Annotated in this window: 14 protein-coding genes and 2 pseudogenes; 8 read left to right on the top strand and 8 right to left on the bottom strand. The window is 72.9% G+C overall.

Annotation, left to right across the window (positions count from 1 at the left end):
• Positions 1-59 precede the first annotated feature (59 nt).
• The gene (locus ABTX62_RS12210) at positions 60-1,301 is read left to right on the top strand and encodes a geranylgeranyl reductase family protein (protein WP_352116076.1); all 1,242 of its coding nucleotides are present in this window, start codon (positions 60-62) and stop codon (positions 1,299-1,301) included.
• Here the strand turns inward: ABTX62_RS12210 and ABTX62_RS12205 are convergent.
• Complete coding sequence (locus ABTX62_RS12205; RefSeq protein WP_352116075.1) at positions 1,285-1,734, bottom strand: nitroreductase family deazaflavin-dependent oxidoreductase; 450 nt, start codon at positions 1,732-1,734, stop codon at positions 1,285-1,287. The genes ABTX62_RS12210 and ABTX62_RS12205 overlap by 17 nt on opposite strands.
• A gap of 170 nt (positions 1,735-1,904) precedes the next feature.
• On the opposite strand from ABTX62_RS12205, the gene ABTX62_RS12200 reads away from it, so the two are divergent.
• Both ABTX62_RS12200 and ABTX62_RS37885 read left to right on the top strand, forming a co-directional pair.
• A complete protein-coding gene (locus ABTX62_RS12200; RefSeq protein ID WP_352116074.1) occupies positions 1,905-2,597 on the top strand; it encodes a TetR/AcrR family transcriptional regulator in 693 nt (230 codons plus the stop codon).
• A 320-nt stretch (positions 2,598-2,917) separates the two neighbouring features.
• A pseudogene (locus ABTX62_RS37885) lies at positions 2,918-3,056 on the top strand (DNA-binding response regulator); the annotation flags it as partial.
• Here ABTX62_RS37885 and ABTX62_RS12195 read toward each other — a convergent pair.
• Positions 3,026-3,301 (bottom strand): DUF6332 family protein, encoded by a 276-nt coding sequence (locus ABTX62_RS12195; protein ID WP_352116073.1) that lies wholly within the window; start codon positions 3,299-3,301, stop codon positions 3,026-3,028. The pseudogene ABTX62_RS37885 and the gene ABTX62_RS12195 sit on opposite strands and share 31 nt — an antisense overlap.
• 107 nt (positions 3,302-3,408) lie before the next feature.
• Here ABTX62_RS12195 and ABTX62_RS12190 point away from each other — a divergent pair.
• Positions 3,409-3,580: pseudogene (locus tag ABTX62_RS12190) on the top strand (winged helix DNA-binding protein); the annotation flags it as partial.
• Positions 3,581-3,596: 16 nt separating this feature from the next.
• On the opposite strand, the gene ABTX62_RS12185 reads toward ABTX62_RS12190, so the two are convergent.
• Entirely contained in the window at positions 3,597-4,325 is a 729-nt protein-coding gene (locus ABTX62_RS12185; RefSeq protein ID WP_352116072.1) for a maleylpyruvate isomerase family mycothiol-dependent enzyme, read from the bottom strand.
• 65 nt (positions 4,326-4,390) lie between these two features.
• Positions 4,391-5,269 (bottom strand): SDR family oxidoreductase, encoded by an 879-nt coding sequence (locus tag ABTX62_RS12180; protein ID WP_352116071.1) that lies wholly within the window; start codon positions 5,267-5,269, stop codon positions 4,391-4,393.
• Positions 5,270-5,710: 441 nt separating this feature from the next.
• Between ABTX62_RS12180 and ABTX62_RS12175 the strand changes: the two genes are divergently transcribed.
• Positions 5,711-7,189 (top strand): glutamate-cysteine ligase family protein, encoded by a 1,479-nt coding sequence (locus ABTX62_RS12175; protein WP_352116070.1) that lies wholly within the window; start codon positions 5,711-5,713, stop codon positions 7,187-7,189.
• 2 nt (positions 7,190-7,191) lie between these two features.
• Here ABTX62_RS12175 and ABTX62_RS12170 read toward each other — a convergent pair whose 3' ends face one another.
• The 3 genes from ABTX62_RS12170 to ABTX62_RS12160 are packed head-to-tail and all read right to left on the bottom strand — an operon-like array spanning position 7,192 to position 9,884.
• Complete coding sequence (locus ABTX62_RS12170) at positions 7,192-8,301, bottom strand: Gfo/Idh/MocA family protein (RefSeq protein WP_352116069.1); 1,110 nt, start codon at positions 8,299-8,301, stop codon at positions 7,192-7,194.
• Positions 8,271-8,981, bottom strand: a complete 711-nt coding sequence (locus ABTX62_RS12165) for a ThuA domain-containing protein (RefSeq protein WP_352116068.1) — start codon at positions 8,979-8,981, stop codon at positions 8,271-8,273. The genes ABTX62_RS12170 and ABTX62_RS12165 overlap by 31 nt, the downstream gene beginning before the upstream one ends.
• A 51-nt stretch (positions 8,982-9,032) precedes the next feature.
• Positions 9,033-9,884: a class I SAM-dependent methyltransferase gene (locus tag ABTX62_RS12160; protein WP_352116067.1), complete on the bottom strand. Its 852-nt coding sequence runs from the start codon at positions 9,882-9,884 to the stop codon at positions 9,033-9,035.
• An 88-nt stretch (positions 9,885-9,972) separates the two neighbouring features.
• Between ABTX62_RS12160 and ABTX62_RS12155 the strand changes: the two genes are divergently transcribed.
• The 3 genes from ABTX62_RS12155 to ABTX62_RS12145 all read left to right on the top strand — a co-directional run bounded on the left by ABTX62_RS12155 (position 9,973) and on the right by ABTX62_RS12145 (position 12,120).
• Entirely contained in the window at positions 9,973-10,404 is a 432-nt protein-coding gene (locus ABTX62_RS12155) for a helix-turn-helix domain-containing protein (protein ID WP_352116066.1), read from the top strand.
• Positions 10,405-10,704: 300 nt separating this feature from the next.
• Complete coding sequence (locus ABTX62_RS12150) at positions 10,705-10,983, top strand: hypothetical protein (protein WP_352116065.1); 279 nt, start codon at positions 10,705-10,707, stop codon at positions 10,981-10,983.
• 69 nt (positions 10,984-11,052) lie between these two features.
• Entirely contained in the window at positions 11,053-12,120 is a 1,068-nt protein-coding gene (locus tag ABTX62_RS12145) for a LacI family DNA-binding transcriptional regulator (RefSeq protein WP_502997941.1), read from the top strand.
• Here ABTX62_RS12145 and ABTX62_RS12140 read toward each other — a convergent pair.
• Positions 12,117-16,073 (bottom strand): glycosyl hydrolase, encoded by a 3,957-nt coding sequence (locus tag ABTX62_RS12140; RefSeq protein WP_352116063.1) that lies wholly within the window; start codon positions 16,071-16,073, stop codon positions 12,117-12,119. The two genes, ABTX62_RS12145 and ABTX62_RS12140, sit on opposite strands and share 4 nt — an antisense overlap.
• Positions 16,074-16,100 lie beyond the last annotated feature (27 nt).

The following is a 16,100-nucleotide window of genomic DNA, read 5'->3' as shown; positions in this document are numbered from 1 at the left end:
CGCCGCCGTAGGATGCGGGAGACAGCGGCAGGCGGCTTGATCGGGAGCAGTAGACCATCGTGAGCAGCGAGAACTCTTCGGCGGACGACGTGCGCCAGGTGTGGGACGTCGTCGTGGTGGGCGCGGGACCCGCGGGCGCTTCGGCCGCGTACGCGGCGGCGGTTGCGGGCAGACGCGTGCTGTTGCTGGAGAAGGCGGAGCTGCCGCGGTACAAGACGTGCGGCGGCGGCATCATCGGTCCCTCGCGCGACGCGCTGCCGCCCGGCTTCGAGTTGCCCCTCCGGGACCGGGTGCACGCGGTGACGTTCTCGAACAACGGCCGCTTCACGCGCACGCGGCGGTCCCGGCAGATGCTGTTCGGGCTGATCAACCGGCCCGAGTTCGACCAGCAGCTCGTCGAGCACGCGCAGAAGGCGGGCGCCGAGCTGCGCACGGGTGTCACGGTGCAGCGGGTCGAACAGCACGGCTCGTCGGTGCCGGACCGGCGCACGGTCGCCGTGGTCCTCCAGGGCGGCGAGGTCGTGCTGGCACGGGCCGTCGTCGGGGCGGACGGCAGTGCCAGCCGCATAGGGGCGCATGTCGGGGTCAAGCTCGGCCAGGTGGATCTCGGCCTGGAGGCGGAGATCCCGGTGCCGGAGACCGTCGCAGAGGACTGGAAGGGCCGGGTGCTCATCGACTGGGGCCCCATGCCCGGCAGTTACGGCTGGGTCTTCCCCAAGGGGGACACCCTGACGGTCGGAGTGATCTCGGCCCGGGGTGAAGGCGCCGCGACGAAGCGGTACCTGGAGGAGTTCATCGGACGCCTGGGCCTCGCCGGCTTCGAGCCGAGCATCTCCTCGGGGCACCTGACCCGATGCCGCGCCGACGATTCCCCGCTCTCGCGCGGACGGGTGCTGGTGTGCGGTGACGCGGCGGGGCTGCTGGAGCCGTGGACCCGTGAGGGGATCTCCTTCGCGCTGCGGTCGGGCCGGCTGGCGGGGGAGTGGGCGGTGCGGATCGCCGAGGCGCACGACGCGGTGGACACGCGTCGGCAGGCCCTCAACTACGCGTTCGCCGTGAAGGCCGGGCTCGGAGTGGAGATGAGTGTCGGCAAGCGGCTGCTGACGGCGTTCGAGCGCCGTCCCGGGCTGTTCCACGCGGCGCTGACGGGCTTGCGTCCGGCCTGGAAGGCGTTCAAGGAGATCACGCAGGGGTCGACGTCGCTGGGCGAGATCGTCCGTTCGTACCCGGTGGCCCAGCGGGCCCTGTCCGCGCTGGACCGCCGTCCCGCGACGGACGGCGAGATCAGCTCGTCGGGGTGATCTCGAAGACCGGGTGGTCCGGGGCGATGCGGCGCAACTGGTCGTCCGTGGAGCCGGGGCCGACTCCGTTGAAGAAGACCCCGACCTCCGCCTTCCAGCGCTTGAGGTAGGCGCGCAGGACCGGTGCCTTGTCGTCGTCGCTCACCTCGGTCGCGGTGAAGCTGTCCACACGCCTGCCGAGGTGGAGTTCACCGCCGCCCGCGGCGCGCAGGTTGCGCGTCCACTGCACATGGCCGCGGGGGGCGACCAGGTACTGCTTGCCGTCCAGGGTCAGCAGGTTGACCGGCGTGGTGCGCCACTGGCCGCTCTTGCGGCCGCGGACGGCGAGGACACGCGAGCCCCAGACGCTGATGCCGCGGCGGGTCAGCCAGGCCACGAGACGGTTGAGGACGTTGACGGTGAGCCAGCCGGGCTTCCGGACGTGCGTGGACATGAGGACCCCTCGTCTGCGGCGAAGCAGTGCTCTCTTGTGTGAGCGCTGCTCTCGCTCTCTTCGCCCCCAGTCTGCCGGGCGGGGTGAGTAATTACAAGAGCACTGCTCTCTTTTTTGTTCATCGCTCTCATTTGTGTGCGCTGCTCCGCTCTCATGGGAGACTGCCGGGCATGAGCACCGCACACGGCGCCCGTGCCCGGGCCAGGATCGAAGTCACCGCGGCCATCAAGGACGAGGCCCGCAGGCAACTCGCGGCGGAGGGCGCCGCCCGGCTCTCCCTGCGGGCCGTGGCCCGTGAGCTCGGTATGGTCTCCTCCGCCCTGTACCGCTACTTCCCCAGCCGTGACGACCTGCTGACCGCCCTCATCATCGACGCCTACGACTCGCTGGGGGAGAGCGCCGAAGCGGCCCACGACGACACCGCCGGCCCCTTCGAGCGCTGGGTCGCGGTGTGTGAGGCGGTGCGGGGCTGGGCGCTGGAGCACCCGCACGAGTACGCGCTGATCTACGGATCGCCGGTCCCCGGCTACACCGCCCCCGACGCGACCGTTCCGGCCGCCGCCCGGGTGGGCCTCCTGCTCATCGGCATCGCGCGCGACGCTCATCGGGGTCCGGGCCTTGCCCTGCCCTCGCTGCCGGACGGTCTGCGCCCCGAGGCCGAACGAATGGCCGCCGACTTCGCGCCCGACGTCCCGCTGGAGGTCGTGACGGTACTCGTCGCGGCATGGGCCCAGCTGTACGGACTGGTCAGCTTCGAGGTGTTCGGCCAGTTCAACCGGATGGTGGAGGACCGGGAGGCGTTCTTCCGGCACGCGGTGGGGCAACTCGCCCGGGGGGTGGGGCTGATGCCCGGGCCCGCGTGAGCCGCCGCCGCACGATGGGCCCGCCGGCCCGCCGCACCCCCCGTCGGCGAGCGGCCGAGCACGACCTGCGGTCCGGCACCGGTCGCGGCTCGCGTCGTCGGCGCGGACGGCGTCGAGCGGCACGGGATGGGCGGCCCTACTTCCCGGGGAGTACGCGTGACCAGCCCGCCGGGGCGACGCCGCCGCGGGCGCGGCGTCCAGCGTGGCCGGTATGGACGAGCAGCGCACGCGGGGCGGGCCCGCCGCAGTGGTGGCGGCACGGGCCCGCGCGCTGGGACCGGTCGGAAGGGCGGGCGCCCCGGTGGCCCTGGCACAAAGGGAAGATCGCCCGCCGCCTGGTCGTCAGCCCGCTCACCGCGAAGACCCACGTGAGCCGCACGATGGTGACACTCGGGGCCCGTGACAGGGCCCCAACCGGTCGTGGTCGCCTACGAGTCGGGGCTGGTGCGCCCGGGCTGATCGGCCTTGCGGAAGCGGACCAGCACACTGACCGCCCGGGCGGCGAAGAGCACCGGCGCCAGCACCAGACCCGCGCGCAGCAGCAGGCGCTCCGGCGTGTCCGGCAGGTCGAAGAGCAGCGCGGGCCCGGCCACGGCCCCGAACACCACCGCGGCGGCGAAGGCCGCACTGCACAGCGCGTACCCGATCTCGACGGTGATCGCGTCGCGTTCGGCCTGGGTACGCCGTCCCCCGTGACTGGTCATCCGACGAGTGAAACAGGGGTGCGCCCGGCGGGCAAGTTCCACGGCCCGCTGCCCGCCCGTGTCAGCGCCCGACCCGTACCCGCACTGAGCCCATGTCCCGGCCCTGCCTTTCCTCCCAGCTCGCACGGCTGGAGAGGGAAGGACTCGTCGAGCGCGGCATGTACCCCGAGGACCGGCGTGGTGTGAAGGTCTGTCTCACGGCGAAGGGACGCGCGCGGCACGGAGAGGTGCTTCCCGTGCAGCGCGCGGGTACCGGCGCGGATGCTCACCGACGGCTGATCCCCGTCGGCCGCGCTCAGATCCCCGATGTCTCCCGCCACAGCGTGGCGAGCGCCCCATCGCCCGTGACGTTCGGCAGGGGCGCGCGGTTCCACAGCGCCAGATACAACTGCTCGGCCGGGCCGGACAGTTCGCACGCCGCCTCCGCGGACGCGTCCCGCGTGGTCACGGGCGGCTCCGGCGACAGCCGTACCGTCCACACCGCGCCGGTGTCCTCGGTGCGGATCCGCAGGACGCGCGCCTCGGGGGTGCGTACCCGGCTCCTGGGGCGGGCGTGGAAGCCGCGCAGCAGTTCGTCGATGCCGTCGGTCGCGAACTCGGGGGTGAGGGACGTCGGGCCGCCGCCGCGTGCGGACTCCGCGTCGACCCGGTGCACGGCCGTCTCGTGCGCCTGCCGCCGGGCCCAGAAGGCCAGCGGGGACGGCGCGGGCAGAAAGGTGAAGCACTCCACGTCGGGCGCGGCACCGGCCAGCGTGCCGACGAGATGCCGGTGGCTGTCGCGGTACCAGGCCACGAGCCCCGCGCCGTCGAGGCCGGTGGGTTCCACCAGCGGGCGGCGTTCGGTGCTCCGCTCCGCGATGTAGGCGGCGGCCCAGCGGTGCACCGCGCCGGTGTGCCGCAACAGGTCGCCCACCTGCCACTTCGGGCAGGTGGGCACCGTGGTGTCCGTCCCGGCCTCCTCGGCGGCCGCGGCGAGCAACCGGCCTTCCGTCTCCAGGGTCTGAAGGAACTCGGCGGTCTCCATGGCGCCGAGTCTGCCGCATGGAGCGCTCCGCGGGACCGGGGTTTTCCGGTGGCCGTCCCCGGTGGTTACGGCAGCGGCGTCCCGCCCGTCGCGTTGACGATCTCGGCGGTGATGTACGACGCCTCCTGCGAGGCGAGGAAGACATACGCCGGAGCCATCTCGGCGGGCTGCGCGGGCCGTCCGATCGGGGCCTGCTTGCCGAACGTCTGCGTGTCCGGCAGGGTCGCAGGGATCAGCGGCGTCCAGACCGGGCCCGGTGCGACCGCGTTGACGCGGATGCCCTTCTCGATCAGCATCTGTGCCAGCCCCTGCGTGAACGTGACGATCGCGCCCTTCGTCGTCGCGTAGTCCAGCAGATGCGGACTGGGCTTGTACGCCTGCACCGAGGTGGAGTTGATGATGCTGCCGCCCTCCGGGATGTGCGGCAGGGCCAGCTTGCACAGCCAGAACATGCCGTACAGGTTGGTGCGCAGCACCCGGTCGAACTGTTCGGTGGTGATCGCCTCGATGCCGTCGGGCTGGGCCATCTGGTACGCCGCGTTGTTCACGAGGACGTCGATCCGGCCGAACTCCTGCACGGCGCGGTCGATCAGGGCCCGGCAGTTCTCCTCCTCGCGCACGTCGCACGCGACGGGCACGGCACGCCGGCCGGCCTCCTCGATCAGCCGGACCGTCTCGCCGGCGTCGTCCTTCTCGTCCTCCAGATGGGTGAAGAGCACGTCGGCTCCCTCGCGGGCGAACGCCAGGGCGACCGCGCGGCCGATCCCGGAGTCGCCGCCGGTGATCACGGCCTTGCGGTCGGCCAGCCGGCCACTGCCCCGGTAGGACTCCTCACCGTGGTCCGGGGGCGGGTCCATCGGCCCCGTCCAGCCGGGGTGCGGCTGGTCCTGGGTGGGGAATTCCGGGGTCGGGTGCTGCTCGCCGGGGTGCTGCTGTTCGGTCACGGATCTGCCTCCTTGTACCTGACGTACGGGCCGGTGATCACCACGGGCCCGGCCACGGGTACCCAGGATCACCGGGCTCCCTCCTGGCAGCCTGCCCTCCTCAGTCCCCGTCCGCCCGCCGGGCCACCGCCCCCACCAGCGCCCCTGCGGCCGCCGCCACCGCCACACCGGTCAGTGCGGCCGGCGGAGAGCCCTTCCGCCCAGCAGAAGGCGAGGGCTGTGCGGAGTCGGGTCAGGGAGTCGGCCACCGCGCGAAGAAGCACCTCGCGCAGGGCAGGACCCGCTCCGTCGCCCGGCACGTCGTTGGGCGTCCGGGGTTTGTTTGTTTTCGGCACAAACTCAGGCCGGGTGGGTGCGTGGTCGAGGACAAGGTGCGACTCTGGGACGAGACGTATCCGCCGAGGGTGCGGACGCATCCGCCGAAGGAGCGCAGGAGGGCACATGGGACGTGACGTGCCGGCCCTGGTGTTCACCCGGGAGGACCGCCGTCGGTACCGGGAGAAGATGCACACCGACCTCGAGGTGCTCGCCCGGATGCTCCACGAGTCGGGGTTCGAGAGCGAACGCCCCCAGGTCGGTCTCGAGATCGAGCTCAACCTGGTGGACGACGCCGGGCTGCCCGTGATGCGCAACACCGACGTGCTCCGGGCGATCGCCGACCCCGCCTGGTCGAGCGAGCTGGGCCGGTTCAACCTGGAGATCAACATCCCGCCCCGGCAGCTGACGGCCGGTGGCCCCGGCTCCTGGGAGCAGGCGATCCGCGACGCCCTCAACCACGCGGAGGACCGCGCCGCGGCGGTGGGCGCCCACCTGATCATGGTCGGCATCCTGCCCACCCTGGGCGAGTCGGACGTCAGCGAGTCCGCGCTCTCCGGCGACCCGCGGTACCGGCTGCTCAACGAGCAGATCTTCGCCGCCCGGGGCGAGGATCTGCGGATCAAGGTCGACGGAGTGGAGCGCCTGTCGACGTACGCCGACACCATCACCCCCGAGGCCGCCTGCACCAGCACCCAGTTCCATCTCCAGGTGGAGCCCAAGGAGTTCGCGCACTACTGGAACGCGGCCCAGGCCATCGCGGGTGTACAGATCGCCCTCGCGGCGAACTCGCCCTTCCTGTTCGGCAAGGAGCTGTGGCGCGAGACCCGCATCCCCCTGTTCGAGCAGGCCACCGACACCCGCCCCGAGGAGATCAAGGCCCAGGGCGTACGGCCCCGGGTGTGGTTCGGGGAGCGCTGGATCACCAGCGTCTTCGACCTCTTCGAGGAGAACGTGCGCTACTTCCCGGCCCTGCTGCCCCTGTGCGAGGACGAGGACCCGCAGCAGGAGCTGGACAGCGGCGGTGTTCCCCAGCTGGGCGAACTGACCCTCCACAACGGCACGATCTACCGCTGGAACCGCCCCATCTACGCCGTCACCGACAGCGGCCCCCATCTGCGCATCGAGAACCGGGTGCTGCCCGCCGGCCCCACCGTGGCCGACATCATCGCCAACGGCGCCTTCTACTACGGACTGACCCGCGCCCTGGTCGACGAGGACCGGCCGGTGTGGACGCGGATGTCCTTCTCGGTCGCCGAGGAGAACCTGCACACCGCCGCCCGCGACGGCATCGACGCCCGCCTGTACTGGCCCGGCGTGGGCGAAGTACCGGTCACCGAACTGGTGTTGCGACGGCTGCTGCCCCTGGCCCACAAGGGCCTGGAGCTGACCGGCATGGACACCGAGTGGCGCGAGCCCCTGCTGGGCATCATCGAGCAGCGCTGCGTCACCGGGCGCAACGGCGCCCTGTGGCAGGCGGAGATGGTGCACCACCTGGAGAAGGCCGGCATCTCCGACCGGCGGGAGGCGCTGCGGCAGATGACCCGGACGTACATGGACTACATGCACATGAACGCGCCCGCGCACACCTGGCCCGTGGACTGACGTCAGACGGTCCGGCCGTGCCATTGCGCGGCCGCCGTCAGGGGCACGGGGGCGGGTACCCGGGCCGATGTCGTCAGCTCGATCCGCCGTCCCTCGGCCGCCGCCCGCAGCAGAGCGGTCATCGTCTCCAGCACGTGCAGCGCGAGTTCACCGTTCGCGCGAGGCGCCCGCTCGCCGTCGGCGGTGAGGAAGTCGAGCAGGCCGAGGCCGCGCGCGCCGTCCGCGTAGCCCGCCGACACCGGGAGGGCGCGCCACCCGGTGCCGCCGAGCGCGTGCAGGCGCACCTCGCCGTCGAAGCGGTTCGGATCGGGGACCGCGAGGGAGCCGCTCTCACCGTGGACCTCGATGGGGGCGGCCGTGGTGGCCACGCCGTCGAAGCTCGTCGTGAGCGTGGTCAGCGTCCCGTTCACGTGCTCCAGCACTCCCGACACATGGCTGTCCACCTCGACCGGTATGCGCGCGCCCGCACGCGGGCCGGAACCTATGACGCGTTCGGAGCGCAGCCTCCCGCCCGCCCCGATCACGGCCCGCACCGGCCCGAGCAGATGGACCAGGGACGAGAGGTAGTACGGCCCCATGTCCAGCAACGGGCCGCCCCCGGCCGTGTAGTAGAAGTCGGGGTGGGGATGCCAGCGTTCGTGGCCCGGGGTGACCATCACGGCCGAGGCGAACTGGGGCCGCCCGATTCTTCCCGCCTCCACGGTCGCCCGCGCGGTCTGAACTCCCGTGCCCAGGACGGTGTCCGGGGCGCAGCCCACCCCGGTACCCGCCTTCGCGGCGGCGTCCAGGACGGCCCGGGCGTCCGCCAGGCCCGCCGCCAGCGGCTTCTCCCCGTAGACGTTCTTGCCGTGGCGGATCGCCCCGAGTGCTATCTCCGCGTGGGCGGCCGGGGTGGTGAGGTTCAGCACCGTGTCCACGTCCGGGCTGCTCAGCAGTTCCTCGACCGACAGCGCCCGGGCGCCGGGCAGTTCGGCGGCGGCCACCGCCGACCGGGAGGCGTCGAGGTCGGCGACCGCGGTGACCCGCACACCGGGATGTCCCACCAGCGTGTCCAGGTACGCGCGGGAGATGACGCCGAGCCCTACGATGCCGACGCGGTGCGCGTCGCCCACAGCATGCCCCTCTCGACGATGGTGCGGACGTGGGGGTTCTCCAGGACGTCGACGCTGTGCCCCGGGGTCGTCACCACGATCCGCCCGGCGCCCCACCGGCGGGTCCAGACCGCCGGCGAGGTGACCGGCCGGTGCCAGGGCTCCCACGACCGCACCGGATGCGTGGTGGTGGCCAGGACGTCGATGAGGTCGTCGTGGAGCACCCAGTACTGCTCGGTCTCCAGCACGAAGTCCTCGATGCCGGCCGTGATCGGGTGCGCGCGACCGGCATCGGTGAGGGTGATGGTGTGGGGCAGGAAGTTGTCCGCCGCCTCACCCCGGCGCTCGCACGGCATCTTGCCCGGGTGCGTGGCGAACTGGCCGCCCACCAGGTGCAGATAGTCCGAGGAGGCCCGGAAGGAGTCGGCGATGCCGCCGTGCCAGCCGGTGAAGCCGGTACCGGCCACGACCGCCGAGGACAGCCCCGCCAGCTGGTCGCGCGTGATCTCCGACATCGTCACGCACTGCACGATCAGGTCCGTGCCGGCCATCTCGGCGGTATCCGCGTAGATCTCGGTCGACTCCTCGACCCGGACGGCGTATCCGTTGGCCCGGAGGAAGGGCAGGAACAGTTCCGTGGCCTCGACCGGCTGGTGCCCTTCCCAGCCGCCTCGGACCACCAGGGCTCTCTTCTGCGTCATCGTGACCTCACTATGCGCGGGTCGCCCGCGTCCGGAAAAGGGGGCCGGACCTCACGAAAGTTTCGCCCCGGCGGCCCGCGCCGAGACCATCCAGCAGGCCGCGGTGTAGCGGACCTCCGCGCCCTGCACGAAGGGATCGAAGGCGGGCCGGACCACCTCGATGATCTCGGCCCGGGTCCGCTCGTCGGCCCCGGGCAGGACCGTGCCGAGCGGACCGAGCCGGGTGAAGTACGTGACGAGGTCCTTCTCCGGCAGGGCGCAGACCGCGTCCACCGGCTGGATGTCGATCCCGGCCCAGCCGCTCTCCGCCAGAATGCGATGGACCCGCTCGGGGTCCGCGAAGGCGAACTGGCCCGGCTGGTCCGGCTGCCGGGCGGGAAGCTCCGGCAGGAACGGGGCCGCGGCGCGCTCCGCCGTCGTCATGAACGGGTTCTCCTCGGGGCCCCGCCACACGACGCACCGCAGTGCCGCTCCGTCCCTCACCGTGCTCCTCAGATTGCCGAAGGCCCGCACGGGGTCGCTGAAGAACATGACGCCGAAGCGCGAGACGACGGCGTCGAAGGCGGCCGGCTCGAACGCGTGCTCCTGCGCGTCGGCCTGGATGAAGGAGGCCGGTACGCCCTCCTGCTCGGCGCGCGCCCGGGCCGTGTCGAGCATCGGGCCGGAGATGTCGACACCGACGCAGTGACCCACCCTGCGTGCGACGGCACGGGTCACGCTTCCCGTGCCGCAGCCGACATCCAGCACACTCGCCGCGTGTTCGACGGCCACGGTGTCGACGAGCAGCTCCTCCCAGGGCCTGAACATGTCGTCCAGCAGCCCCTGGAGATCCACCCAGGCATGACCGGCGGGCCCGTTCCAGCGGGCGGCCTGCTCGTCATGGGACGTGTGTGAGGCATCCATCGTCGTCTCTCCCTCTGCTTGCCTTCGTCTTGCCTTCGTGCGGACGGGATGACAGCGTTCTACTTCAAGTCGACTTGAGGTCAAGACAATGGCAGAGCTGGACATCGCCGAGGTGGCGCACCGCACCGGAGTGCCGGCCTCGACCCTGCGGTTCTACGAGGAGAAGGGGCTGATCACCTCGACCGGCCGGCGCGGCCTGCGGCGGCAGTACGACCCCGGGGTCCTGGAGCGGCTGGCACTGATAGCGCTGGGACGGACGGCCGGGTTCTCCCTCGACGAGATCGCGCAGATGTTCGCGCCGGACGGGCAGCCGCGCATCGACCGGCGGAAGCTGTCGGCCAAGGCGGACGAACTGGACCGCAGGATCCGCGAACTGGGTGTCCTGCGGGACTCCCTGCGGCACGCCGCCGCCTGCCCCGCACCGAGCCACCTGGAGTGCGCCACCTTCCGCCGCCTGATCGACGCGGCGGCGTCCGGCGACGTCACGGCGCCGGGACGGCGGGTTCCCGAGCGCCGCTGACGGGCGTCGGCGCTCTCGGTCCGGTCCTGGGCCGCGCTCGGCCCGCATCGCGTCGCCGCCTGCCCAGTGCCGCGGCAGACAACGTTGGCTCGTTGAGGAGCGGCGTCCGGTGCGGCGGCAGGGGTCCCTTCCGTTCGGGCGGAGCCGAGCATGGGGAGCGTTCCGGGCGTCGCGACGGGGCGAACATCGCCTGCCGCGGCACCAGCCTTCGCTGCGACTCCGGCCGATCCAGGAGGCCCCCGCCGAGCGCCACGGGTATCCGTCGGCGATGGTGTGGACCCTCGTGCCCCCCTGGCCGTGGTGATCCTGCTGAGCCCACTCGGCAAGGAGGCCAAGGGGGATCCGCTTCGAGAGCGGCGGGGCGATGGCGCCGAGCGGCGCGGCGACCGGGACGGTGCAGCCCTGGGAGAGAAGGGCGTCCCACCGGTCGCCGTCGCCGTCGCCGATCGCCACCGACGGCACCCGCTCGCGCGGCACCCGCTCGCGCGGCACCCGCTCGCGCGGCACCCGCTCGCGCGGCACCCGCTCGCGCGGCACCCGCTCGCGCGGCACCCGCTCGCGCGGCGGCCCACCGCGTGACGAGGAGCCCATCGGGCAGCAGGTCGGCAAAAACGTTCCACATCCGGTCGCGATATACTCGCGACGCCCATGAAGGTCACCGTCGTGCCTGGTCGCACGGCTGCAACAGCGAGGGGGGTGGAGGCCGTTCCGGCACGCCCCGCCCGCATTCAGGACGTCGCGGCCGCCGCCGGCGTGTCGGTGTCCACGGTGTCGAACGTGCTCAACCGGCCCGAGCGGGTCAACGCCCGGACCGCCGAGCGCGTCCGCGTCGCGGTCGCCGCGCTCGATTACGTTCCCCACCCGGGAGCCGCGGGCCTGCGCACCGGCCACTCCTCCGCGATCGGGCTCGTGCTGCCCGACGTCACCAACTCCTTCTACGCGCGCATCGCGCGAGGCGCCGCCGACGCGGCCTACGACCACGGCTACTCCCTCGTGCTGTGCCACAGCGGCGACGCCCCGGAACGGGAGCAGGGCTACTTCAGCATGCTCGTCGAGCAGCGGGCCGTGGGAGCGGTGGTCGTCCCGCTCAGCGCCGACCCGGGCCGGCTGGCACGGCTGCGGGAAAGGGGCATCCCGCTCGTCCTGGCCGACCGTGCGATGTCCGACCGGGAGGGCTGTTCCGCCTCCGTCGACGACATCGCCGGCGGCCGCATCGCCGTACAGCACCTCCTCGACAGCGGTGCCCGTGACGTCCTCGTCGTCAACGGCGAGCGCGGTATACGGCAGTGCGCCGACCGTTACCAGGGCGCCCGGCAGGCCGTGCGCAGTCGCCGCGAGGCCCGGCTCGACCAGGTCGTCGCCGAGCGGATGACCGTCGCGTACGGCACGGAGATCGCCCGCGGGCTCAAGGACCTGCCCGACGGGGTGTTCTGCACCAACGACTTCCTCGCCGCGGGCCTGTGCCGGGGCCTCACCGAACGGGGCGTGCGCATCCCCGAGGACCTGCAGGTCGTCGGCTACGGCGACCTCGATGTCGCGACGTTCGGGGCGACGACCCTGACGACGGTCCGGCAGCCGGTCGAGGACCTCGGCCGGGCGGCCGTGGAGATGCTGCTCGACGAGATCGAGGCCCGCGCGGACCACCTCCACGAAACCCGCGTCTTCGCCCCCGGCCTCGTCCGTCGCGACTCCACCCGGCCGTCCTCGGAGGACTAGCCGGCCAGGGGCGAGTCGGTCGGGATCCGCAGCGTCGCCGGACCGAAGAGCCCCGAGGACAACTGGGACGCGAAGGCCCAGGCGGTCGGGGTGGCCTCCGCGAGATACGGCGCCAGCGTGCCCCGGACCGTCACCTCCAGCCGGACGGTACGCCCGGCGGCACCGCGCAACGGGAAGCGGTAGGGCGCGCAGAACGCCTCACCGGCGAACTCCCCGTCGACCGACACCTCCACGCTGCCCCGCACCCGCCCGAGATCCAGCACCGGATCGCACCCGGGCGGCACCTCCACCACCCGCGCGTACGTCACACCCCCGCTCCAGCCGCCCAGTCCCCGCTCGCGCCAGTCGCCCAGCGCCAGTGGTGCGGGCACGGTCCGCACCCGTACCGGCCCCCGCCAGGCGGAGCCGCCCCGCAGCACCGCCGTGGGCTCGGTGACCACCCCGACCGCGGTGGGCTCCGGGAGAGGTTCCCGGAGGGTCAGCCGATCGCCCGCCAGGGCGAGTTCCTCTCCACCCCCCACCCGCACCCGCGCGTGCAGCGCCAACGGCAGCTCCAGCGACACCGTCCCCGGCGGAACGGTGAACCGGAACCGCTGCGGCGCCGGGTGGACGTCATCGGTGGAACGCGACGGCCACACCGTCCCGCCGGGCACCGGACGGCCGTTGAGCCATGCGGTGTCCGGCAGCGGGTGCGGCCTCACGGCGGCGTGGCAGTGCTGCAACTCGCCCCGCCTGCGCTCGTCCTCGACGGTCCGGCCCCGCCACGCGCCCGTCTCGGCCTCCCAGCCGGCACCGCTGACCAGGGACGTCACCCCGGACCCCGACCGTGCCACCAGGTCGACGAACACCGCGTCCCGGACATCGGCGCTGTCGGCCACGACCTCCAGCGTGTGCGCGCCCGCCCCGATCCGAGCCTCGTGACGGAAGAACACGGGCACGGCGCCCCAGTCCGCCGCGTAGTACTCCGCCTTCTCCTGGCGCGCCACCACCTCCCCGTCGAGGAGCACGGTCACCGCCGAGGCGGCACCCACGACGAGCACCGTCCGCGCATCCCCGGCCGGGGCCCGCAACCGGGCGCGATAGCCGACCCGGCCGTCGGGCCGGACCCCGTCGGGCGGGCGCATGAACCGTGGGCGCGGTCCGAACCCGCCCGGCTCGGTCAGGCAGAAGAAGCTGCCGAGCGGTGTGCCTGCGGCGGCCGAGATCGTCGAGGGCCGGTCCTGGGCACCCGACAGTTCGTACTCCAGGACGTTGCGGTCGCGGACCACGGTGACCCGGGCGGAGACGACGTAGCCGCCGCCGTCCAGATACAGCGGTTCGCCGTTCCACCACACCCGCTTGACCGCCTCCGCGCCGACGTGCAGTTCGGCGAGCCCCCGGCGGCCGGTCTCGACGATCGTCCGAACCCGGGCGGCCGTCGCGCCGACCGGCACGGGGACACGTACGAACTCCTCGTTCACCAGCCCCTTGGTGCCCAGCAACCCGCCCTGGTCCGGGATGCCCCGGCTCGACGAGTACACCGCGACGTCCCAGCCGGACTCCGGTGGCACGAGGGGGACTTCACCGGCCAGGACCCGCTGTGCACACGCCGCGTCCAGCGGCTCGGGAACCCGATCGAGCGGCACCGGAGGCAGGACCCGGACCCGGTTGCCGTAGGTGACGCGGGCCCGCTGCCACGCCCCACCCCCGGTCCACTCCATGGTCCAGATCTGTGGCTCCTCCACGGAGGTTCCGGCGGGCAGCGCCAGATCGCCCCAGGTGTTGTCCATCGTGGGGACCAACCTGCCGTGCCAGCCCGCCGAGAGGTCGAGCACCCGGACCGCCTTCCCCGCCGGGGAAGGCGCCGGCGTCGGACGGCCCTCCCGCCAGACGACCAGGGCCGCGGGAGCCCCGTCCAGCGGCACCTCGATGGTCGACCGGGCGCCGCCGTCGGACACGGTGACGCGGGCCGGGGAGCGCGAGCCGGTCGCCGGGTTCCAGACCTCGGCCTCCGCGACGCGCGCCCGGACGGTGACGGACGAGGTGCGAACGGGCTCGGGAGCAGGGCCGGGCGGCCGGAGCGGATGCGTGCCGATCTGAGGGAAGGCGGCCGTGACCAGTGCCACCGCCTCGTCCCCCCTGCGGCGGACGAGCAGCGGTACCTCACCCGTCGCGTGCCCGGCCGCGTCGGCCACCGCCTCGGCGCCGGCCTCGGGGCCGCCCACCCGCTCCAGCCGGGGATGGGCCAGCAGGGCCGCCACGACCGTGTCGTCACCGGACCGGCCGGCGGCCGTGGCGGGCGGTCGGCCCACGACCACGACCCGCCCTCCCGCGTCCAGCAGTTCGGTCAGCCGCCGTGCCGTCGCCTCCTCCAGCACGCTCGCCGAGGGGAGCAGCACCGCGCGGTACGCCAGGTCCCGGATCCGCAGGGCGCCGTCCGCGGCCCTGGCGCGCCGCACCGAGTCGTCGTCGAGGACATCGAAGGAGACGCCGCGCCGGTCCAGCGCACCGGCATGCGGCCCGAGCCAGTTGTTGGTGCCGCACAGGTCCAGGTAGTGCCGCTGTGTCTCGTCGGCCCGGGCGTGGCCGTCGCCCAGCCGCCCGTCGCCGAAGTGCCGTACCGGCGCGTCCAGCGGGACGAGGGCCTGCATGGTGGCGGTGGGGTGCAGCACCGCCACCTCGGCCGCGTAGCCGCCCCACGACATGATCGAGCAGATCCGGGCCACGGCCCGGGAGAACGCCGGGTACTGCTTCCAGTAGGGCTGGCGCCAGTCGGTGGACGGCGGCGCCCACTCGAACCAGCCGCCCGCCGTGCCGAAGTAACTGGCATGCGGGTTGTAGAGGTTGGCGCCGCTGCGCAGGAACGGCAACAGCCAGTCGTAGGTGTCCTCCAGCGTGCCGCCCCAGCCCGAGGAGTGGAATGCCTCGATCCAGACGCGCTCGTGGCCGTAGAGGTGGGCCATGGAGGAGTGCACCTTGGCGTCGCCGTGGTGGTCGCTGCCCGCCGCGCCGTACCAGCGGTGGGTGCGGAAGTAGTCCGTGTAGATCTGCGTCGACTGGGCCGGGTAGCCCGCGCGGGCGGGGTGGCTCTGGTCGCTGCCCAGCAGCAGGCCGCGCTCGCGGTGCCAGTCCGCGAGCGGCCGGAACAGGGCCTCCTCCGTCAACTGCGCGCGGATCGCGTAGTAGTCGGCGCGGATCTTCCCCTCCGATACGCCGGCGTCCGTGCCGAACAGGGCGGGCAGGTGGTCGAGCAGGTCGTAGCCGCGCCGGGCGCGGAACTCGTCGGCGAAACGACGGCTCCAGGCGTTGGTGCCGGGCAGCTCGTCCTGGAAGCTGCCCGCGATGACGGTGCCGAGGTACTCCGGCACGCGGCGGTCGTACGCGTGATGGACCGCGTCCATCAACAGGTCCACGGCGTGCGGGTCCAGGTAGTCGAACGCCGTCGGCACGGCCGTGACGAGCCGCGCCTCGCTCCCGTCGGGGGCGGCGATCCGCCCGTCGCCGGAGAGGCCGAGACGCCGGCCCCCCGGCGCGTACGCGGCCAGGGGTATCTCGGCATCCTCCAGAGCGACCGAGCCCCGGCAGACGCGGACGTCATGGCAGCGCAGCGCCAGTCCGGCCGCCTCGGGATGACGCCGGGTCACACCGCCCTGCACATTGGCTCCGGAGAACCCGATCTGGTCGTAGAACCACAGCCGGGTGCCCAGCTCCGCCGCCGTCTCGCAGGTGTCGGTGAAGCGTGCCCACCACTCCTCGCCGAACCACGCCGGATCGTCGGCCGGTGCCCCGAACGTGGGCCCGGCCGGTGCCAGATTGATGACGACCAGGTTGTGCACCCCGCCCTCCGCGAACGCCCGCAACTGCCAGGCGAGTCGCTCGCGGGTGACCTTGGCACCCGACCACCACCACAGGGGAGTGGGGCCGAAGTCGCGGGGCGGGTTCTCGAACAGTTGCCGAAGCGTGGGGGAGAGCACGGACGCGGTCCTTCCCCTAAAACGTTT

Source organism: Streptomyces sp. NPDC096046 (genome assembly GCF_040303285.1).
Classification (GTDB): Bacteria; Actinomycetota; Actinomycetes; order Streptomycetales; family Streptomycetaceae; genus Streptomyces.
Note: the sequence above shows the minus strand (reverse complement) of the source record. Positions and strands in the feature narration are given on the sequence as shown.

What these genes read in the sequence shown, in the direction of transcription:
- ABTX62_RS12205 (WP_352116075.1), bottom strand. Translation starts at nt 1,734, where the DNA reads ATGTCCACGCACGTCCGGAAGCCCGGCTGGCTCACCGTCAACGTCCTC.
- ABTX62_RS12200 (WP_352116074.1), top strand. Translation starts at nt 1,905, where the DNA reads ATGAGCACCGCACACGGCGCCCGTGCCCGGGCCAGGATCGAAGTCACC.
- ABTX62_RS12195 (WP_352116073.1), bottom strand. Translation starts at nt 3,301, where the DNA reads ATGACCAGTCACGGGGGACGGCGTACCCAGGCCGAACGCGACGCGATC.
- ABTX62_RS12185 (WP_352116072.1), bottom strand. Translation starts at nt 4,325, where the DNA reads ATGGAGACCGCCGAGTTCCTTCAGACCCTGGAGACGGAAGGCCGGTTG.
- ABTX62_RS12175 (WP_352116070.1), top strand. Translation starts at nt 5,711, where the DNA reads ATGGGACGTGACGTGCCGGCCCTGGTGTTCACCCGGGAGGACCGCCGT.
- ABTX62_RS12165 (WP_352116068.1), bottom strand. Translation starts at nt 8,981, where the DNA reads ATGACGCAGAAGAGAGCCCTGGTGGTCCGAGGCGGCTGGGAAGGGCAC.
- ABTX62_RS12160 (WP_352116067.1), bottom strand. Translation starts at nt 9,884, where the DNA reads ATGGATGCCTCACACACGTCCCATGACGAGCAGGCCGCCCGCTGGAAC.
- ABTX62_RS12155 (WP_352116066.1), top strand. Translation starts at nt 9,973, where the DNA reads ATGGCAGAGCTGGACATCGCCGAGGTGGCGCACCGCACCGGAGTGCCG.
- ABTX62_RS12145 (WP_502997941.1), top strand. Translation starts at nt 11,053, where the DNA reads ATGAAGGTCACCGTCGTGCCTGGTCGCACGGCTGCAACAGCGAGGGGG.